The 17,559-nt window shown below is 64.2% G+C and carries 15 protein-coding genes; 6 read left to right on the plus strand and 9 right to left on the minus strand.

What is annotated here, in order from left to right; genetic code table 11:
* Window positions 1-4: 4 nt before the first annotated feature.
* Window positions 5-1,735 (plus strand): exotoxin A binding domain-containing protein, encoded by a 1,731-nt coding sequence (locus BR71_RS06155; RefSeq protein WP_156038837.1) that lies wholly within the window; start codon window positions 5-7, stop codon window positions 1,733-1,735.
* 159 nt (window positions 1,736-1,894) lie between these two features.
* On the opposite strand, the gene BR71_RS06160 is transcribed toward BR71_RS06155, so the two are convergent.
* The 6 genes from BR71_RS06160 to BR71_RS06185 form a co-directional block, all read right to left on the minus strand.
* Window positions 1,895-3,703 carry a carbon starvation CstA family protein gene (locus BR71_RS06160; RefSeq protein WP_043634136.1) on the minus strand — a complete coding sequence of 603 codons (1,809 nt, stop codon included), beginning with the start codon at window positions 3,701-3,703 and terminating at the stop codon, window positions 1,895-1,897.
* A 123-nt stretch (window positions 3,704-3,826) separates the two neighbouring features.
* Complete coding sequence (locus tag BR71_RS22790) at window positions 3,827-4,603, minus strand: type 2 periplasmic-binding domain-containing protein (RefSeq protein WP_052370371.1); 777 nt, start codon at window positions 4,601-4,603, stop codon at window positions 3,827-3,829.
* A 70-nt stretch (window positions 4,604-4,673) separates the two neighbouring features.
* Entirely contained in the window at window positions 4,674-5,408 is a 735-nt protein-coding gene (gene btsR, locus BR71_RS06170) for a two-component system response regulator BtsR (protein WP_231138224.1), read from the minus strand.
* Entirely contained in the window at window positions 5,405-7,105 is a 1,701-nt protein-coding gene (locus BR71_RS06175; protein ID WP_279625728.1) for a sensor histidine kinase, read from the minus strand. Before BR71_RS06175 ends, btsR begins: the two co-directional genes overlap by 4 nt.
* Window positions 7,106-7,263: 158 nt before the next feature.
* The gene (locus tag BR71_RS06180; protein ID WP_043634142.1) at window positions 7,264-8,790 is read right to left on the minus strand and encodes a fumarate hydratase; all 1,527 of its coding nucleotides are present in this window, start codon (window positions 8,788-8,790) and stop codon (window positions 7,264-7,266) included.
* A gap of 194 nt (window positions 8,791-8,984) precedes the next feature.
* Window positions 8,985-9,926, minus strand: coding sequence for a GlxA family transcriptional regulator (locus tag BR71_RS06185; protein ID WP_043634145.1), 942 nt, complete (start codon window positions 9,924-9,926; stop codon window positions 8,985-8,987).
* Between the two features lie 176 nt (window positions 9,927-10,102).
* Between BR71_RS06185 and BR71_RS06190 the strand changes: the two genes are divergently transcribed.
* Window positions 10,103-11,248 carry an aromatic ring-hydroxylating oxygenase subunit alpha gene (locus BR71_RS06190; protein WP_052370372.1) on the plus strand — a complete coding sequence of 382 codons (1,146 nt, stop codon included), beginning with the start codon at window positions 10,103-10,105 and terminating at the stop codon, window positions 11,246-11,248.
* A gap of 15 nt (window positions 11,249-11,263) precedes the next feature.
* Entirely contained in the window at window positions 11,264-12,199 is a 936-nt protein-coding gene (locus BR71_RS06195) for a PDR/VanB family oxidoreductase (RefSeq protein WP_043634148.1), read from the plus strand.
* A gap of 341 nt (window positions 12,200-12,540) precedes the next feature.
* Here the strand turns inward: BR71_RS06195 and BR71_RS06200 are convergent, their stop codons facing one another.
* The 3 genes from BR71_RS06200 to BR71_RS06210 form a co-directional block, all read right to left on the minus strand.
* Entirely contained in the window at window positions 12,541-12,951 is a 411-nt protein-coding gene (locus BR71_RS06200) for a type II toxin-antitoxin system HicB family antitoxin (protein WP_043634152.1), read from the minus strand.
* 9 nt (window positions 12,952-12,960) lie between these two features.
* On the minus strand, window positions 12,961-13,143 hold the full coding sequence (locus tag BR71_RS06205) for a type II toxin-antitoxin system HicA family toxin (RefSeq protein WP_043634155.1): 183 nt from the start codon (window positions 13,141-13,143) through the stop codon (window positions 12,961-12,963).
* A 278-nt stretch (window positions 13,144-13,421) separates the two neighbouring features.
* The gene (locus tag BR71_RS06210; RefSeq protein ID WP_043634159.1) at window positions 13,422-14,834 is read right to left on the minus strand and encodes a sigma-54 interaction domain-containing protein; all 1,413 of its coding nucleotides are present in this window, start codon (window positions 14,832-14,834) and stop codon (window positions 13,422-13,424) included.
* Window positions 14,835-15,213: 379 nt separating this feature from the next.
* On the opposite strand from BR71_RS06210, the gene BR71_RS06215 reads away from it, so the two are divergent.
* From BR71_RS06215 to BR71_RS06225, 3 genes are read left to right on the plus strand one after another with little or no spacing between them, the layout of a single operon-like run.
* Window positions 15,214-16,005, plus strand: a complete 792-nt coding sequence (locus BR71_RS06215; RefSeq protein ID WP_052370373.1) for an ABC transporter ATP-binding protein — start codon at window positions 15,214-15,216, stop codon at window positions 16,003-16,005.
* Between the two features lie 19 nt (window positions 16,006-16,024).
* Entirely contained in the window at window positions 16,025-16,798 is a 774-nt protein-coding gene (locus BR71_RS06220; RefSeq protein ID WP_043634163.1) for a transporter substrate-binding domain-containing protein, read from the plus strand.
* Window positions 16,799-16,838: 40 nt separating this feature from the next.
* Window positions 16,839-17,552, plus strand: coding sequence for an ABC transporter permease (locus BR71_RS06225; protein ID WP_052370374.1), 714 nt, complete (start codon window positions 16,839-16,841; stop codon window positions 17,550-17,552).
* The last annotated feature ends 7 nt before the right edge of the window (window positions 17,553-17,559 follow it).

Below are 17,559 nucleotides of genomic sequence, written 5' to 3' on the forward strand. Positions count from 1 at the left end.
AGGCGTGCTGTACTACTCGATGTTCGTGCAAGACCGCTTCGCCGCCGCCGCCAACAACAGCGCCACCATCAAGATCGACGAATTCGCCAAGGTCCGGATCAACGACGGCCAGGATACCGGCCACGCGCCGGGCACTTTGACCATCGAACTGGCCACCCCGGACGGCAAGGTCAAAAAATTCACGCATAAGCGCCGTACCGAATGGTTCACGCTGAATTGGGTGGTCCCCATCGGCAAAGACGCGCCCACCAGCATCAAGCTGTTCATCATGGACATGGACAGCAATAAGAAGATCGTCGATCACTCGCCGCTGTACAGCGTGGACCTGGACGACGCCGCGCTGGCGCGATGGCCGGACAAGGCCAAGCTGGCGTTCAGCTCCGCCAATCCAAGGAACGACATCATCCTGTCTTGGCCAGGGGTGGGTTACACCGCCGCGCCCACGCAGCACAACCGCCAAAAGCGCTGGAGCGAATGGCATAGCGGCATCCTGCTGTGCTGGCTGGACCCGCTGGACGCCATCTACAACTATGTCACCCAAAACCGCTGCCAGTTGAACAAGACCTGGGAAGGCAAGCTGTACCAGGTAGTCGCCGGCAAGCCGCAGATCAATGAATTCAAACCGCTGGCCAAAGCGCCCATCCAGCACCGGGTGCACTTCAGCAAGGAAAACGCCTTGGGTGCGCTGTCCGCCCACCGCGTCTGCGGCATTCCGCTGGAATCCCTGGCCCGCAGCCGCCAGCCCAGGGGATGGGAAGAGCTGTCCGCATGCGGCTTCCGGGTGGAAAACATCGTCGGGCTATACATCGCCACCCGGCTGTCCTTCGATCGTTTCCGTCAGGTGGTCGATGACTTGATCCATTCCCGCCCGGTCAGCGGCGCGCAAGATCCGGAGGCGCTGGAGCAATTGGGCACCGCGGTGCGCGAAACGCCGGAACTGGCCCGTGAAGGCCTCGCCGAGGCGGAGGCTCGTTTGAACGCCTATCGCGCCAACCACGCCGGCGCCAGCGCCGACGACGCGCAAAGAGCGGATGTGCTGTCGCTGACTTGCCCGGCCGACAGCGAGCCTTGCGCCGCCGACAACGCCGACGGCGCTCACGTCAACCGCGAGTACCACCCCGGCTCAAGCTTCTTCGCGCCGGGCGAGCCGGTGGAATTCCTCGCCAACGGCACCACCGGCAACTGGAGCCAGGAGCGCCTGCAAGCCACCCATCAGCGGCTGCTGGACCAGGGCTATGTCTTCGCCGGCTATCACGGCGGCTCCCGCGCCGCCGCCACAAGCATCGTCACCGGCGGCATCACCCGCCGCACCCAGGATCTGCAGCCGATCTGGCGCGGCCTCTACATCGCCGGAGATCCGAACGTCGCCTACGGCTACGCGCTGGACAACGACTCCGGCGCCACCGGCATCATGATGCGCGTCTACGTGCCCAGAACCGCCCTCTCCCGCCTGTTCCGCACCAGCCAGCCACTCAGCGACGAGACCGCGGCGCTGAGGGAGATCAGCCGCTTGCTCGGCCGCAACGTCACCTTGAATAGCCTATTGGGTTATGAGTCGATCACTGGGCCGCAAGACCCCGGCGAGGCGGATGAAACCATTCTGGGCTGGGATCTGGCGGAACACGCGGTGGCGATTCCGTCGATGATTCAGGGCAACAACAGCGTGCGGCCCATCAATGTGCCGGACTACGAGAAGAAGATCAGCGCTCTGCCCGACTACGTCACCAAGCGCTGACATCCCCAGGCCCAGGGAAAGCGCCCTCCGGCTTTCTCAGGGCCTGTTCAAAGTCTCGTTCTTGCTCGCAAGAACCTAAACAGACTCTCACGGCCCTGGCGTAAAAAAGGCCCGCTGTTTCCAGCGGGCCAAGTCTTACCCCAATTTTGATCAAGCGGCTCAAGCCTCCGTGGCGGCCAGTTCGCGCCGCGCGTCCGGCGCCGGCCGCGCAAGCAGCTCCATCCACTTGCGGCAGGCGGAAAGCAGAATCACCAGGCCCAGCGCCAGCATGGCGATGGAGATGGCGGCGTTGAACAGGTTGTAGCCCTTGGCCGCCGGGTTCAGATAAACATGCTTGATCATCCAGTAGCCGGCGTAATTGACGGTAACGTAGAGATAAGCCAACGGCACCAGGCAGGTCATCATATAAGCGCGCTTGTGCGACAGCCGCAGGATGATGGTGGCGCCGATGATCAGGCCGATGGACGCCATCAGCTGATTGGACACGCCAAACAAGGCCCACACCGAATTAATATCGCCGGAGTTCAGCAGATAGCCCCACAGCAAGCAGGCCACCACCGACGCACCGATGGCGCCGGGCATCCAGTCGGTGCGCTTGAGCGGCGCCCAGGCGTCGCCAACGAAATCCTGGATCAGATAGCGGGCGACACGGGTACCGGAATCAATGGCGGTGAGGATGAACACCGCTTCGAACATCACCATGAACTGGAAGAAATAGGACGCCAGATTATGGAACCAGGGGATGCGGGTAAAGATGTCCGCCATGCCCACCGCCAGCGTCACCGCCCCGCCGGTGCGGCCGTACAGGTCCAGGCCGATTTCCTGGGACAGCTGCGGCAGGTTCACCACCTGCATGCCCAGCTTGGCGAAGACATCCGGCGCGGAGTTGATGGCGAAGTAATCCGCAGGATGCAGCGCGGTGGCGGCAATCAGCGCCATCACCCCCACCACGCATTCGGCCAGCATCGCGCCAAAGCCCACCGGCAGGATGTCGCTCCAACGGTCTATCTGCTTGGGCGTGGTGCCGGAGCCGATGAAGGCGTGGAAGCCGGAAATGGCGCCGCAGGCGATGGTGATGGAGATGAACGGCCATACCGGGCCGGCCAGCACCGGGCCGCCGCCGTGGATGAACTGGGTGACGGCGGGGAACTGGATTTGCGGGTTGATGAACACCACGCCCACCACCAACAGACCAAACACGCCTATCTTCATGAAACTGGACAGGCAAGCGCGCGGGGTCAGCAGCATCCACACCGGCAGCGCGGTGGCGAAGAAGGCATAGATGGGCAGCAGCAGGGACACGGTGGACGCCTTCAGCGTCAGCAGCTCGCCCAGCGCGGTGCCCTGGATGTAAGGGCCGGCGAACACACAGGCCATGATGGCGGCGACGCCGACATAGCTGGCGTTTTTCATGTTGCCGGTGACGCGCTCCCACAGGCCGACGGCGATGGCGATGGGAATGGTCATGCTCACCGCGAACGCACCCCAGGGATTGCGCTCCAGCGCATGCACCACCACCATGGACAGGCCGGCCATGGTGATGGTGATGATGAACAGCATGGCCAGGCCGGTGCACCAGCCGGCCCAGGGGCCCAGTTCGGTCTTGGCCACTTCCGACAGCGATTTGCCGTGATGCTTCATCGAGGCGAACAACACCACGGTGTCGTGCACCGCGCCGCCGATCACACAGCCTATCAACAACCACAACATGCTGGGCAGATAGCCGTACTGGGCGGCCAGCACCGGCCCCACCAGCGGGCCAGCCGCCGCGATGGCGGCGAAGTGGCCGCCAAACGCCACCCACTTGCTGGTGGGCACATAGTCCTTGCCGTCCTGTAATTCATGCGCCGGGGTCACGGCGCTATCATCGACACCCAACACCTTGCGCGTGAAGAATACCCCGTACAGGCGGTAGCAGATGGCAAGTATGCAAAGAGTGGCGATCACGAAGGTCAATGCGTGATCCATTTTTGTCAGCTCCGGTGATAGTCTCACTCGGAACTTACGCGCGGGCGCGGCCTCCGTGGGGCGAAAACCGGCTCAGCGGCAGCATGGCGCTGCCAGCGGCGGCCAGAGCGGAGCGAACGGCGCTCAGGGCTGCCAGTCCTGATAAGGCTTATGCACCTTAACGTAGGCTTTCTGCAGTTCTCCGCTGACGCGCGCGGAGCGTATGGCCCGATTCAGCGCTTGGTGGACAAAATCGCCACGGCGGTTGCAGTTGAGAAACAGCACATCCGGGTAGTCGTCGAAGCGGGCGCGATGGATATTGCTCAGTTTGAACTTGCGCACCAGATAATCCGCCTCCTCTTGCGCCCACAACACCCCGTCCACCCGGCCCAGGTTCAGCTTTTTCAGCGACAGTTCCAGGTTGACCACGCTCTTGCTGGGGAAGCCCCAGTTCACCGGCGGCGCTTCAATGTCGTACTTGGCCAGATTGGCCATGCGCAGCACGTCCTCCCTGTCCAATGGTTTGTTCTTGTGGGTGTAAAGCACGAAAGTGACCTTGCCCAGCATCTCCTTGGTGAACTGGTAGGGCGTGGCGTCGTCGGCGCCTTCGCGCAGCTTCATGATGGGAAAGCGGAAGTCCGCGTTCTTGTCGCTGGTATCCATGTACACGCGCTTGACCGGTTCGATGCTGAAGCTGATCTTGCCTTCCTTGTAATGTCTGGCCACCACATTCAAGAGTTCGGCGAACGGACTGGTCTGATTGTTTTCCAACAATTGCGGCAGAAAGACGGCAATGCCGTGCAAATCCGGCCGGGTGACGTCCGGCGAACTGTCCTGCGTCGCCGTGCCGTTGCAGGCCAGGAGCACGCCGGGCGCGCAGCCCAGCGCCCAAGCCGCGCATAGCAGTAATTGTTTTGCCATCGAATGTTCCCCCTGGACTGAGGTGTAGCACACCCGCGGCGGCTGCGCGGCGCATTCGGACGGGTGGACGCTAGCTCGCGATACCCAATGCGTCCTTCAAGGGTTTCAGATAACGGCGGCTGACCGGCAAGCTGTGGCCGTCCAGCGTGCAGGCGGTGGCCACGCCGTTGTCGCCAAACAGGATTTCCCGGATCGCGGACAAACGCACCAGGTATTGCCGGTGACAGCGAAACAAATCCGTGCGCTCTTCCAGCGTGCGCAGCGTCAGCTCGGTAAAGCGTTCCACACCGGCGGCGTCCACCACGTACACGCCGCTGAGCCGTGAACAGACATAGGCCACCTCTTCCAGCCGGCACAGCACAATGCGGTTGACGCCCTGGCAGGGAATCAGGCTTAACGGCGCCAAGCCGCATACCGCCGCCGGCGGCGGCGCGGCGCGCTGGCGCAGCCGCGCCAGAGTCTTGGCCAGCCGCGCCGGGTCCACCGGCTTGAGCAGGTAATCGCAGGCGTGTTCCTCGAAAGCCTGCAGCGCGTAGGCGTCGTAGGCGGTGACGAACACCACTTGCGGCATGGACTCCGGGTCCAGCATCGCCAGCATTTCCAGGCCGCTGATGCGCGGCATCTGGATATCCAGAAACACCACGTCCGGCTTGCGGCGATGGATGAAGGCAATGGCCTCCACCGCGTTGCCGCACTCGCCGACGATGTCCAGGCCGCCGGCGGCTTGCAGCCGCTGACGCAACTCATCGCGCGCCAGCGGTTCGTCGTCCACCAGCAGCGCGCTGGGCAGGCCGGCCGCGCTCATGCCGCCGCTCCGGCGCGCTCGGCGTCCGCCCGCGGACAGCGGCAGGGCAGCAGCAGGCTGACCCGGGTGTAAAGCTCCGGCGCGCAATCCACCGCCACCCCGTAGGCCTCGCCGTAACGAGCTCGGATGCGGCGGTCCACCAGCGACATGCCCAGGCCGTCGCTCTGCTCCGGCTTGCGGTAGAGTCCGGCGTTGTCCTCCACCGTCACCCGCAGGCCTTGCGCGTCGCAGCGGGCGGCGATGCGGATGCGCCCCGGCTCCAGCAGTTGGGAAGTGCCGTGCTTGATTGCGTTTTCCACCAGCGGCTGCAGGGAAAACGCCGGCAGCTCGGCCCGGCGCGCCGCCTCCGGCGCCTCGATCTCCACTTGCAGCCGGCCAGCGAAGCGGGCCTCCTCAATGCGCAGATAGGCGCTGACGTGGTCTATCTCGTCGCCCAGCGTGGCCATCTCGCTGGAGCGCTTCAGGTTCTTGCGGAAAAAGGTGGACAGGTATTGGACCAACTGGCGCGCATGCTCCGGGTTGCGGCGTATCACCGCGGACAGCGTATTGAGCGCGTTAAACAGGAAATGCGGGTTGACCTGGGCGTGCAGCAGCTTGATCTCGGTTTGGGCCAGCAGCTGTTTCTGCTGCTCGTACTTGCCTTGCAGAATCTGATTGGACAGCAGCCGGGCAATGCCCTCGCCCAGGGTCAGGTTGATGCCGGAAAACAGCTTGTTGCGCGTCTCGTACAGCTTGATGGTGCCGATCACCCGTTCGTCCTCTCCGCGCAAGGGGATCACCAGCGAGGAGCCCAGCTTGCACGCCGGGCTGATGGAGCAGCGGTACGGCGTCTCGTTGCCGTCCGCGTACACCACCTGATTGTCGGCAATGGCGCGCTGGGTCAGCGGCGAGGTGATGGGCGTGCCCGCCAAGTGGTGGTCGGCGCCGGCGCCGATGAAGGCCAGCAGCCGCTCGCGGTCGGTCAGCGCCACCGCGCCCACGCCCAGCTCCTCGTACAGGATGCGCGCCATGGTCATGCAATTGTCGCGGTCGAAGCCGTGGCGCAGCACGCCCTCGGCGCGGGCGGCGATCTGCAGCGCCTTGGAGGAGAAGGCGGAGGAATACTTCTCCGCCAGCGCGCGCCGGTCCAGCAGGATGCGCATGAACATCGCCGCGCCCAGAGTGTTGGCTATCATCATCGGCAGCGCGATGCTGCGCACCAGATGCCAGGCCGCGGCGAAGGGCTTGACCGCCGCCAGCAGGATCAACATCTGCATGCATTCGGCCAGCAGCGCCACCGCGGCCACCGCCAACGGGTCGAACACCCTTCCCACTTGGCCGCGCCGCACGAAGTAAAGATGCACCAACCCGCCCAGCAAGCCTTCCGCCATGGTGGACGCCATGCAAGCGCCGGCGGTGACTCCGCCCAGCGAATAGCGGTGCAGCCCGCCAGTGAAGCCCACCGCCAATCCCACCCACGGCCCCCCCAGCATGCCGCCCAGCACCGCGCCGGTGGCGCGGGTGTTGGCGATGGAATCGTCGATGTGCAGGCCGAAGTAAGTGCCCATCACGCAGAACACCGAGAACACCAGGTAGCACACCAGCTTGTGCGGCAGGCGGATGGTGACCTGGGTCAGCGGGATGAACAGCGGCGTCTTGGACAGCAGATAGGCGATCACCAGGTAAACGCACATCTGCTGCAACAGCGTCAGGATCAATGAAAACTCGGTCAGCATGCGGGCAGGAAAATAAGGGTGTGCCGTCGAGCATAGGCGACGGTTCGCCGCCCGACCTTGGTCTGGATCAAACCATTTTCAAGCGCCAGCGGCACAAACAAAAACGGCCGCCGAAGGCGACCGTTTCTTTCATCCAGGCTTTACACCGGGATGACCGGGATCTTGCCAATCTTCACGCGCCACTCGGCCGGGCCGGTGTCGTGCACGCTGGACCCACAGGAATCCACCGCCACCGTCACCGGCATGTCCTTGACCTCGAACTCGTAAATGGCTTCCATGCCCAGATCTTCGAAGGCCACGACCTTGGACGCCTTGATCGCCTTGGACACCAGGTAGGCGGAGCCGCCGACGGCCATCAGATAGACCGCCTTGTTGTCCTTGATCGCCTCAATCGCGATGGGGCCGCGCTCGGCCTTGCCTATCATGCCCAGCAAGCCGGTTTGCTCCAGCATCTGGCGGGTGAACTTGTCCATGCGGGTGGCGGTGGTGGGGCCGGCCGGGCCCACCACTTCGTCGCGCACCGGATCCACCGGGCCCACGTAGTAGATGAAGCGGTTGGTGAAGTCCACTGGCAGCTTCTCGCCCTTGTTCAGCATGTCCACCATGCGCTTGTGCGCGGCGTCGCGGCCGGTGAGTATCTTGCCGTTGAGCAGCAGCACGTCGCCCGGCTGCCAGCTTTGCACTTCTTCCGGGGTGATGGCGTCCAGGTTGACGCGCTTGCCGTTGGAGTTGTCGTAAGTGATGTCCGGCCAGTCTTCCAGGCGCGGCGCTTCCAGCACGGCCGGGCCGCTGCCGTCCAGGTGGAAGTGCACGTGGCGGGTGGCCGCGCAGTTGGGGATCATCGCCACCGGCAGGCTGGCCGCGTGGGTGGGGTAATCCAGAATCTTCACGTCCAAGACCGTGGTCAGGCCGCCCAGGCCCTGGGCGCCGATGCCCAGCGCGTTGACCTTTTCAAACAGCTCCAGGCGCAGTTGCTCCACGCGGCTCAGTTCCGCGCCGCTGTCGGCCTTGGCTTTCAAATCCTGAATGTCCACATGGCTCATCAGGCTTTCCTTGGCCAGCAGCATCGCCTTCTCCGGCGTGCCGCCGATGCCGATGCCGAGGATGCCCGGCGGACACCAGCCGGCGCCCATGGTGGGCACGGTCTTCAGCACCCAGTCCACGATGGAGTCGGACGGATTCAGCGCGTAGAACTTGGATTTGTTCTCCGAGCCGCCGCCCTTGGCGGCACAGGTCACTTCCACGCCGTCGCCTTCGACGATCTCGAAATGCACCACCGCCGGGGTATTGTCCTTGCTGTTCTGGCGCTTGCCGGCCGGATCCAGCAGCACCGAGGCGCGCAGCTTGTTGTCCGGGTTCAGGTAAGCGCGGCGCACGCCTTCGTTCACCATCTCCTGCACCGACAATTCGGCGTCCCACTGCACCTTCATGCCCACTTTCAGAAACACCACGGCGATGCCGGTATCCTGGCAGATCGGGCGCTTGCCTTCGGCGCACATGCGGCTGTTGATCAGGATCTGCGCCATGGCGTCCTTGGCCGCCGGGCTCTCTTCCTTCAGATACGCCTGGTAAAGCGCGTCGATATAATCTTTGGGGTGGTAATAGCTGATGAACTGGAAGGCGTCGGCAATGCTTTGCACGAAGTCTTCCTGACGGATGATGGCCATTTTCGGGTTTCTCCAGCGTAGGGCGATTTTGGGGTTTGCCCTGTCATTTTATGGAGGCGCGCCGCCCGCGCCAATCCAAACCCTCAACAGTACCCGATAATACCGTCCGCGGCCAGCCAATGCCCCCGCTCCGAACCGGTCCAAAGTCTCGCGAGCAAGAGCGAGACAAGGCGAAAACCGCGGAGAACAGATCCTCAGGCGCCGCTGCGGTCCTCGCGATCTTCCCTCGGACTACGTCCAAAACGCTTGCGGTAAGCGCGGGAAAAATAGGACGGAGACTCAAAGCCGCAGGCCACGCTGATCTCCACCACGCTTAGCTCCGTCTGGCGCAGCAGCCAGCGGGCGCGGTCCAGCCTCAGCGCGCGGTAGAACTCCGCCGGCGAGGCCTTGAGATGGGCGCGGAACAAGCGCTCCATCTGGCGGCGGGTGGCGCCGCAGCGCGCGGCCAGTTCCTCCGGCGGCCACGGGTCCTCCAGTTGCTCCTCCATCAGCCGTATCGCCTGCGCCAGCTTCTTGTTGTGCACCTGATAGCGGCTGGCCACTTGCAGGCGCTGATGCTCGGACGGACTGCGCATCTGGCCCTGCACCAGTTGTTCGGACACCGCCAGCGCCAGCTCGCGGCCGTGGCGTCGCGCCAGCAAGGCCAACGCCAAGTCCAGCCCGGCCACCGCGCCGGCGGAGGTGGGCCGCTTCTCGGTCAGGAACAGCTCCTGGCTGGCCGTCACCTGCGGGTAGCGTTCCCGGAAGGCCGGAATCGCTTCCCAGTGCAGCGTCACCGTCTCGCCGCGCAGCAGGCCGGCCTCGGCCAGGATGAAGCAGCCGGTGTCTATCGCCCCCAGGGTCGCTCCCCCGCGCTCCAGCCGTCGCAGCGCCGCGCCCAGTTCCGGCGAGTAATGGCGCAGCGGATGGAAGCTGCTGACCACGAACAGACAGGTGCACGGCCCGGCCTCCGCCAGCGCGCCGTCCACCATCAACGCGATGCCGTTGCTGGCCGCCACCGCCTGGCCGTCCACGGACAGCAATCGCCAGCGGCTGGCGCCGGGCTGAAAACGGTTGGCGATGCGGAAGGGTTCCATCAAGGCGGCAAAGCCGATGAAGGAAAACTCCGGCAATAACAGAAAATGGTATTCGTCCACCGTGCCCTCCCTCCCAGTTCAAAGCCCAGCATAAGCGCGAGCGCCCGGTTCACGTCAATGCCAAATTGTCGCGCAATGAAAAGTAAGCGTCGCCGCCATCCACTCCGCCGCCGCCGGCAGGCCGTTAAATCATCGACAGCCCTCCCCCACTCGCAGGCTTTTGAAGGAGCCCCGCCATGCAACAGTACGCCGCCGTCCAGTTCCCGCCCGCCGCGCCGCAACTGCCCGCCGATTTCTGCAGCGACATCGACCGTGCTCACACCCTGCCGGCGCGCTGCTACACCGCCGACGAAGTATTCCAGTACGAAAAAGAACAGATCTTCGCCAAGTCCTGGCTGTGCCTGTGCCACGGCAGCGAGCTGGCCCGGCCCAACGATTACGTCACCCGTAGGGTGATAGGCGAAAACATCCTGCTGCTGCGCGACCGCGACGGCGCGCTGCGCGCCTTCTACAACGTCTGTCCGCATCGCGGCCACGAGTTGCTCAGCGGCAGCGGCCAAGCCAAGAATGTGATCACCTGTCCCTACCACGCCTGGGCCTTCAAGCTGGACGGCCAGCTGGCGCACGCGCGCAACTGCGAGCAAGTGGCGGACTTCGACCGGGCCGGAAACCATCTGAGCCCGCTGCGGGTGGCGGAATACTGCGGCTTCGTCTTCGTCAACATGGACCCGGACGCGCCGGACATTGACGTCGAATACGCCGGCCTGCAAGAGCACTTCATGCAAGTGTGCCCGCAAGTGGCGGACTTGAAAGTAGCCGAACGCGTGGTCACCACCACCCCGGCCAACTGGAAAGTCATCGTCGACAACTATATGGAGTGCTACCACTGCGCGCCGGCCCACCCCAGCTTCTCGCAATCGGTGTCCACCGAGGGCTACACCCACAGCTTCCACGGCCGCTGGACCTTGCAGCGCGGCGCCGCCCAGTCCAGCGACAGCAGCTACGCCTTTGACGGCGAGGCCGCCAACCAGGCCTTCAACGGCTACTGGCTGTGGCCCGGCGTGATGTTCAATGTGGTGCCCGGCGACGCGGCGATGACGGTGATCTACGAGTTTCCGGAATCCGCCGGCGTCACCGTCCAGCATTACGACATTCTCTTCCTCAATCAGGATTTGAACGAGGAGCAACGCCGCTTCGTCAGCTGGGCGCGCGACGAATTCCGCCCCGAGGACCTGCGGCTGGTGGAAAGCGTGCAGCGCGGGCTGCAATCTCGCGGCTACCGCGGCCAGGGCCGCATCATGGCGGACAGCCAGCGCAGCGGCATCAGCGAACACGGCATCGCCTACTTCCACCAGATGGTGGCCGCCGCTTACCGCGGCTGAACCGGAGCGCCGCGCATGTCCGCCATCGTCACCGAAGTCTGCGCCATCGAAGACGTGGCCGCCGGAGTCAAAGCCTTCACCCTGCGGCCGCTGGACGGCCCGGCCCCGCCCTGTCCGTCCGGCAGCCACATTGTGGTGGACATGCCGCCTCCGGGCCGGCCGGCGGCCTACTCGCTGTTGGATCCCGGCGGCGGGGTCTACCGCATCGCGGTCAAGCGCGAGCCGGATTCGCGCGGCGGCTCAAGCTATCTGCACGCGCTGAAGCCGGGCAGCCGCCTGCGCGTGCAGGCGCCGGCCAACCGCTTTCCGCTGGCCGCCGCTCCCGGCCCGCGGCTGTTCATCGCCGGCGGCATCGGCATCACCCCCTTCATCGCCCATATGGCGGCGCTGGGCAATGACGCCTACCAGCTGCACTACGCCTTCCGCGACGCCGCCAGCGCCGCCTTCGCCGCTCAGCTGGCCAACCGAAGCGAACGAGGCGACGCCAGAATCCACCTGTACGAGAGCCGAGCCGGACGCAGGCTGGACCTGGACGCCTTGATCGCCGCCGCGCCAGCGGACAGCCAGGTGTATGTCTGCGGGCCGGAACGGCTGATCGCGGCAACGGCGGACGCCTGCGCGCGACGCTTACCCGCCGGCCGGCTGCACTATGAGCGCTTCAGCGCCGACGCGACGGCGGAGGGCGCTAGTTTCGAAGTGGAGCTGGCCCGCTCCGGCCTGCGAGTGCGGGTGGGCGCAGAGGAATCCATTCTGGCGGCGATAGAGCGGCAGACCGCGCTGCGGCCGGACTGCCTATGTCGGGAAGGTTATTGCGGCAGCTGTGAAACCAGGCTGCTGGCCGGCGATGCCGAGCACCGCGACCAATACCTGAGCGAGACGGAGCGCCAGGAGCGCATCATGATCTGCGTGTCGCGGGCGGCGGGGAGCGGGCCGCTGGTGCTGGATTTGTAACTAAGGCCCGCTAACAAAACCCCTGATCCTGCGTTGCGCCTCCTGGTCGTACCACTTGTACTGTAGCTTCGCAGAAACTTCGTTTTCTGCGTCGGCGCGCCTTGGCTCAGGTACGCTGCGCGGTTTTGTTAGCAGGCCTAAGAGCCTGTTCACGATCTCGCGGGCTAAGGCGAGACAAAGCGTTGCGGCTGAAGAAGCGGAGTGTACAAGTGGTACATGAGCATTCTGAAGCCGTACTTACCGTGTAACGCGTCCACGACGCGCAGCAGATCGTAAACGGGTTCTTAAGAGGCTGAGTGCGACGCGGCACATCCATGGTCAAACAGCAAAATTAACCACTTTTACGGCCGACACAACAGCTTTTCTAGCGCGGTCTTGGCCAGGAAACCGCTGCGGCTATCGTATTCCGGGTGGGAAGCGACATATTCATCGATACGGTGCAGAAGGTTGGCCGGCAACGTGACATTGATCTTGGTCGCTTTACCCAGATAGCGAGTGATGTCCACATCCACCAGCGCCCAGATATGGCCGGCAAACTCGGATTTACCGACATGAGCCTGCGCGCTGCTGGCCAAAGGGATAACGTCCAGGTCTTCCACCAGCCCTTCCAGATGCAGTTCGATGGCTTCGCGGGCGTTACGGATGGCCTCATCCAGGGTGTCTCCGGCGGAGAAGCAGCCGGGTAGATCCGGCACGATGACGCCGTAGGCATGTTGGTCGTCACCGGGTTCAACTGCAATCGGGTAGTACATAATGGTTCCTTACTTGAGACCCGCTTGTTTCTTGATGCTGTTCAGTGTGCCTATCGGTATGTCCTTCTTGGGGTGAGGCACCGTCACCCGGCCGGTCTTGATCGGGTGTTTGAACTGTTGATGGCTTCCCTTGGCGGCAACCAGATACCAGCCGTCGGCCTCTATCATGCTGATGACTTCTTTGCTGGTCACGGCGTCGCCCCTACGCTTAGAGTCTGTTTACGATCTGCTGCGCCTCGTAAACACAGTACGGTGAGAACAGCTTCAGAATGCTCATGTAGCATTTCTACATTCTGCTTTTGTTTTCACCTTGTCGCGCTCTTGCACGCAAGACATTTGAGCAGGCTATCGGCCAGAGCTTATTGTAGCTTCTACGACGGGCCCGTCAATAACCCTGGGGTTATTTGATCGACAGCCAAGCGCTCTCGCTCTCTACCCGCTACTCAGCTGCGAGGGACGCCATGCCCAGCTCACCCCAACACCGTGCGCGCCAGCTGTATCCCGTGTTTCTTCAACTTGTACTGCAAGGTGGCGCGCGGCAGGCCCAGCCGGCGCGCCGCCTCGGTCAGATTGGCGCAGCCCTTCAGGCAGTCCACCAGCAGCCGGCGCTCATAGCTCGCCATCCGCTGCTCCAGCGTGCCCTCGGCGTCCGGCGGCGGCGGGGCCGGCGGCCGACGCTCTTCCGCGCGCCGCTCCGCCGCCTCGCCCTCCTCCTCCAACAGCAGGAAGTCCAGTTCGTCCCCGCCCTCGCACAGGATCAGGCTGCGCAACAGCACGTTTTCCAGCATGCGCACATTGCCCGGCCAGTGATAGCGCAGCATGCGCTCCATCACCGCGTGACTGATGCGCTGCACTCGGTGGCCAGTGACCTTGCCGTGCTTGCGTAAAAAGGATTGCGCCAGCAGCGGGATGTCACGCAGCCGCTCGCGCAGCGGCGGCACCGCCAGGCAGCCCACGTTAAGCCGGTACAACAGGTCCGGCCGGATCTTGCGCTCGTCCAGCATCCGCTGCGGCGACTCGTTGCTGGCAGCCACCACTCGCACATCCACACGCACCTCCGCGCCAGAGCCCACCCGGCTGAACGTGCCCTCCTGCAAGGCCCGCAGCAGCTTGCCCTGGATGGATAGCGGCAGCGAGTTGATCTCGTCCAGAAACAAGGTGCCGCCATGGGCGGATTCCAGCACCCCGCGCCGGTCCTCGGCCCCGGTGAAGGCGCCGCGCACGGTGCCGAACAAGGTGCTTTCAAACAGCGGCTCCGGCAAGGCCGCGCAATTGAGCACCACGAAGGGACGCTCGGCGCGCGGCCCTTCCTGATGCAGCAGCCGGGCGAACAATTCCTTGCCGGTGCCGGTTTCACCGTGGATCAGCACCTGCACGTCGGCGCGCGCCAGCCGCCGGGCCTGGTGGATCAGCTGCTTCATCGCCGCGTCGTCGGTGATGATGCCCATCAGCCCGCCGTCGGCCTCCTCCTCCACGTTCTGCTGCAAATCCACCAGCGCCTGATGCAGCGGGCTGACCACGGTCAGATCGCGGGACAATTCCACCGCGCCGACGATGCGGCCGTCGGCGCGCTTCAGCGGCAGCGTGGTATGCACCTGATGCACAGCCTTGCCTCTGGGATTGCGGTAGCGCTGATAATGGTTGCGGTAGCTGCGGCCCTGTCGCAGCGCCTGCAACAAGGTGCTGCTGTTCTCGTCCAGCTCCGGGTACAGCTCCAGCAGATAGGCCCCCAGCGCCTGCTCCGCGGTGTATTCGTCCAGCTGCGAACACTCCTGGTTGTAATAGGCGTAGCGCCCGTCCTGATCGATGATGGCCACCGACAGGCCGATCGCGTCGAAAAAATCGCCAAACAGCGCAATGCCCTGGCTCAGGTCTGCATCCATGTCTCCCCCTTCCCCTTAAGAACCTGTTTTCGATCTGCTGCGCGTCGTGGAGCGTTACACGGTGAGTACGGCTTCGAAATGCTCATGTACCACCTGTACATTCCGCTTTCTCAGCCGTTTTCGCCTTATCTCGCCTTAGCTCGCGAAATCGAGAACAGGTTCTTGGCTGCTTCAAGCACGGGTGCCAAAAATTCGGCGTTTTTATGAATAGTTGCAGTATTGACGGTTTTTATCGCCGCGAGCAAGCACAAAACCCTTTTAAATTCATGCAATTAAAAAACGGACCCGCTGGCATGGATGTTGCCACTCCTAGCACGGTCGCACCAAGGTGCGGCTCACAACTACAGTAGGCTGCCACAGCCGCAAGGAGGAGAGATTCATGCATCACCCCACCCCCACCATCCACCCACCTCCCACCCCCATCGTCGCGGTGGAAAACCTGCGCAAGCGCTTTGACAGCCAAGTGGTGCTGGACGGCGTCTCCTTTGCCGCCTCCGCCGGCGAAGTGGTGTCGCTGATCGGCGCCAGCGGCTCCGGCAAGAGCACCTTGCTGCGCTGTCTCAATTTGCTGGAAGTTCCTGACGACGGCCGGGTGCTGATCGCCGGCGAGGAAATCGCCCTGCGCACCGACAAGCGCGGCCGGCGCGTGCCGGCCGACCCGCGCCAAGTGGACCGGCTGCGCTCGCGGCTGGGCATGGTGTTCCAGAACTTCAATCTGTGGCCGCACATGACGGTGCTGGAGAACCTGATCGAGGTACCGGTGCGCGTCTTGCGCCAGCCGCGCGCAGAAGCGGTGGCGCTGGCCGAGGCGCTGCTGGAGAAAGTGGGCATGGCGGACAAGCGCCAGGCCTATCCGGCCTTCTTGTCCGGCGGCCAGCAACAGCGGGTGGCCATTGCCCGCGCGCTGGCCACCCGGCCAGCGGTGATGCTGTTCGACGAGCCCACCTCCGCGCTGGACCCGGAACGGGTGGGCGAAGTGCTGCGGGTGATCCGCCAGCTGGCCGATGAAGGCTGCACCATGCTGCTGGTCACCCATGAAATGGCCTTCGCCCGCGAAGTCTCCAGCAAAGTGCTGTTCCTGCACCAGGGCCGCATAGAGGAAGCCGGCCCGCCGGAACAGATTTTCGCCGCGCCCCGCAGCGAACGCTGCCGCCAGTTTGTCAACGCCTGACACCCCAGGGAGAAACCCCATGAAGCCACTCCGCACCCTCATCGCCGCCTTCGCCGTCCTGTGCTGTGCCGCCTCGGCCGCCGCCAACCCGCTGCGCATCGGCATCGCCGCCGAGCCCTACCCACCATTCACCATCAAACAGAGCAACGGCCAATGGAGCGGTTTTGAAGTGGAACTGGTGCGCAAGCTGTGCCAGCGCCTCAAGCAAAACTGTCAGATCACCGAAGTGTCCTGGGACGGCATCATCCCCGCGCTCAACAGCAAGAAGATAGACGTGATCTTCAACTCCATGTCCATCACCCCGGAGCGGGAAAAAGTCATCGCCTTCAGCCTGCCTTACTACTACACCGCCTCTGAGTTCGTCGGCCCCAAGGGCCAAAAAACCGTCCTCAGCCCGGCCGGCCTCAAGGGCAAGACCCTGGGCGTGCAATCCGCCACCACCAACGCCAACTTCCTGAAGAAATACTACGGCGCCGGCTCCGCCATCCGTTACTACAACACCCAGGACGAACTGAACGCCGACCTCGTCGCCGGCCGCGTGGACCTGATGCTGCTGGACGCGCTGGCCGCCAGCGATTTCCTCGGCGGCAAGGACGGCGCCGGCCTGGAATCCAAAGGACTAGCGCCCAAGGACCCGCTGTTCGGCCCCGGCATCGGCGCCGGCCTGCGCAAGGCCGACGTTGCGCTCAAACAGCAGTTCGACCAGGCCATCTTGCAACTGCGCGCCGACGGCAGCTTCGACGCCATCCAGAAGAAATACTTCAAGGTCAACATCTCGCCGGACGCCAAGTGACAGCGCCCCGTCCGCCTGCGCCGCCCCAGGGAGAGCATAGATGCTGGATTCACTGCAACAAGCCTACGACGCCGTAGTCCGCGACTGGGGCCCCGCCCTGCTGCAAGGCGCCGTGGTCACGCTGGAAATCTCGCTGGGCGCTTTCGCGCTCGGCCTGGTCATAGGCCTGGCCACCGCGCTGGTCAAACTGGGCGGCCACCCGCTGCTCAAACGGCTGGCCAACGCCTACACCAGCGTATGCCGCTCGCTGCCGGAGCTGCTGCTCATCCTGCTGCTCTACTACGCCGGCGGGGACGCCATCAACGCGCTGGCGGCGCTGCTGGGCCAACCGCAAGTGGAGGTGAACGGCTTCGCCGCCGCCATCGTGGTGTTGGGCATCGTGCAAGGCGCTTACGCGGCGGAAATCATGCGCGGCGCGGTGCAGGCGATACCGCACGGCCACATCGAGGCCGCGCGCGCCTTCGGCTGCGGCCGCTGGCTGACCGCGCGCCGCGTGATCCTGCCGGAGATGATGCCTTACGCGCTGGCCGGCCTGGCCAACCTGTGGCTGGTGCTGATCAAGGACAGCGCGCTGATCAGCGTGGTGGGCTACAGCGAACTGCTGTTCACCACCAAACAGGCCGCCGGCTCCACCCGTCAGTACCTGCTGTTCTATCTGACCGTGGCCGCCATCTACTTATTGATGACCCTGCTGTCCAACGCCGGCTTCAGCCTGATTGAACGCCGCTTCCGCCGCTGGCAACCGGCGCTGTGAACGGGAG

It is taken from the genome of Chromobacterium haemolyticum DSM 19808 (assembly GCF_000711885.1).
GTDB classification, from domain to species: domain Bacteria; phylum Pseudomonadota; class Gammaproteobacteria; order Burkholderiales; family Chromobacteriaceae; genus Chromobacterium; species Chromobacterium haemolyticum.

What these genes read in the sequence shown, in the direction of transcription:
- BR71_RS06160 (WP_043634136.1), bottom strand. Translation starts at nt 3,703, where the DNA reads ATGGATCACGCATTGACCTTCGTGATCGCCACTCTTTGCATACTTGCC.
- BR71_RS06210 (WP_043634159.1), bottom strand. Translation starts at nt 14,834, where the DNA reads ATGGATGCAGACCTGAGCCAGGGCATTGCGCTGTTTGGCGATTTTTTC.
- BR71_RS06200 (WP_043634152.1), bottom strand. Translation starts at nt 12,951, where the DNA reads ATGTACTACCCGATTGCAGTTGAACCCGGTGACGACCAACATGCCTAC.
- BR71_RS06195 (WP_043634148.1), top strand. Translation starts at nt 11,264, where the DNA reads ATGTCCGCCATCGTCACCGAAGTCTGCGCCATCGAAGACGTGGCCGCC.
- BR71_RS06215 (WP_052370373.1), top strand. Translation starts at nt 15,214, where the DNA reads ATGCATCACCCCACCCCCACCATCCACCCACCTCCCACCCCCATCGTC.
- BR71_RS06190 (WP_052370372.1), top strand. Translation starts at nt 10,103, where the DNA reads ATGCAACAGTACGCCGCCGTCCAGTTCCCGCCCGCCGCGCCGCAACTG.
- BR71_RS06225 (WP_052370374.1), top strand. Translation starts at nt 16,839, where the DNA reads ATGCTGGATTCACTGCAACAAGCCTACGACGCCGTAGTCCGCGACTGG.
- btsR (WP_231138224.1), bottom strand. Translation starts at nt 5,408, where the DNA reads ATGAGCGCGGCCGGCCTGCCCAGCGCGCTGCTGGTGGACGACGAACCG.
- BR71_RS06180 (WP_043634142.1), bottom strand. Translation starts at nt 8,790, where the DNA reads ATGGCCATCATCCGTCAGGAAGACTTCGTGCAAAGCATTGCCGACGCC.
- BR71_RS06220 (WP_043634163.1), top strand. Translation starts at nt 16,025, where the DNA reads ATGAAGCCACTCCGCACCCTCATCGCCGCCTTCGCCGTCCTGTGCTGT.
- BR71_RS22790 (WP_052370371.1), bottom strand. Translation starts at nt 4,603, where the DNA reads ATGGCAAAACAATTACTGCTATGCGCGGCTTGGGCGCTGGGCTGCGCG.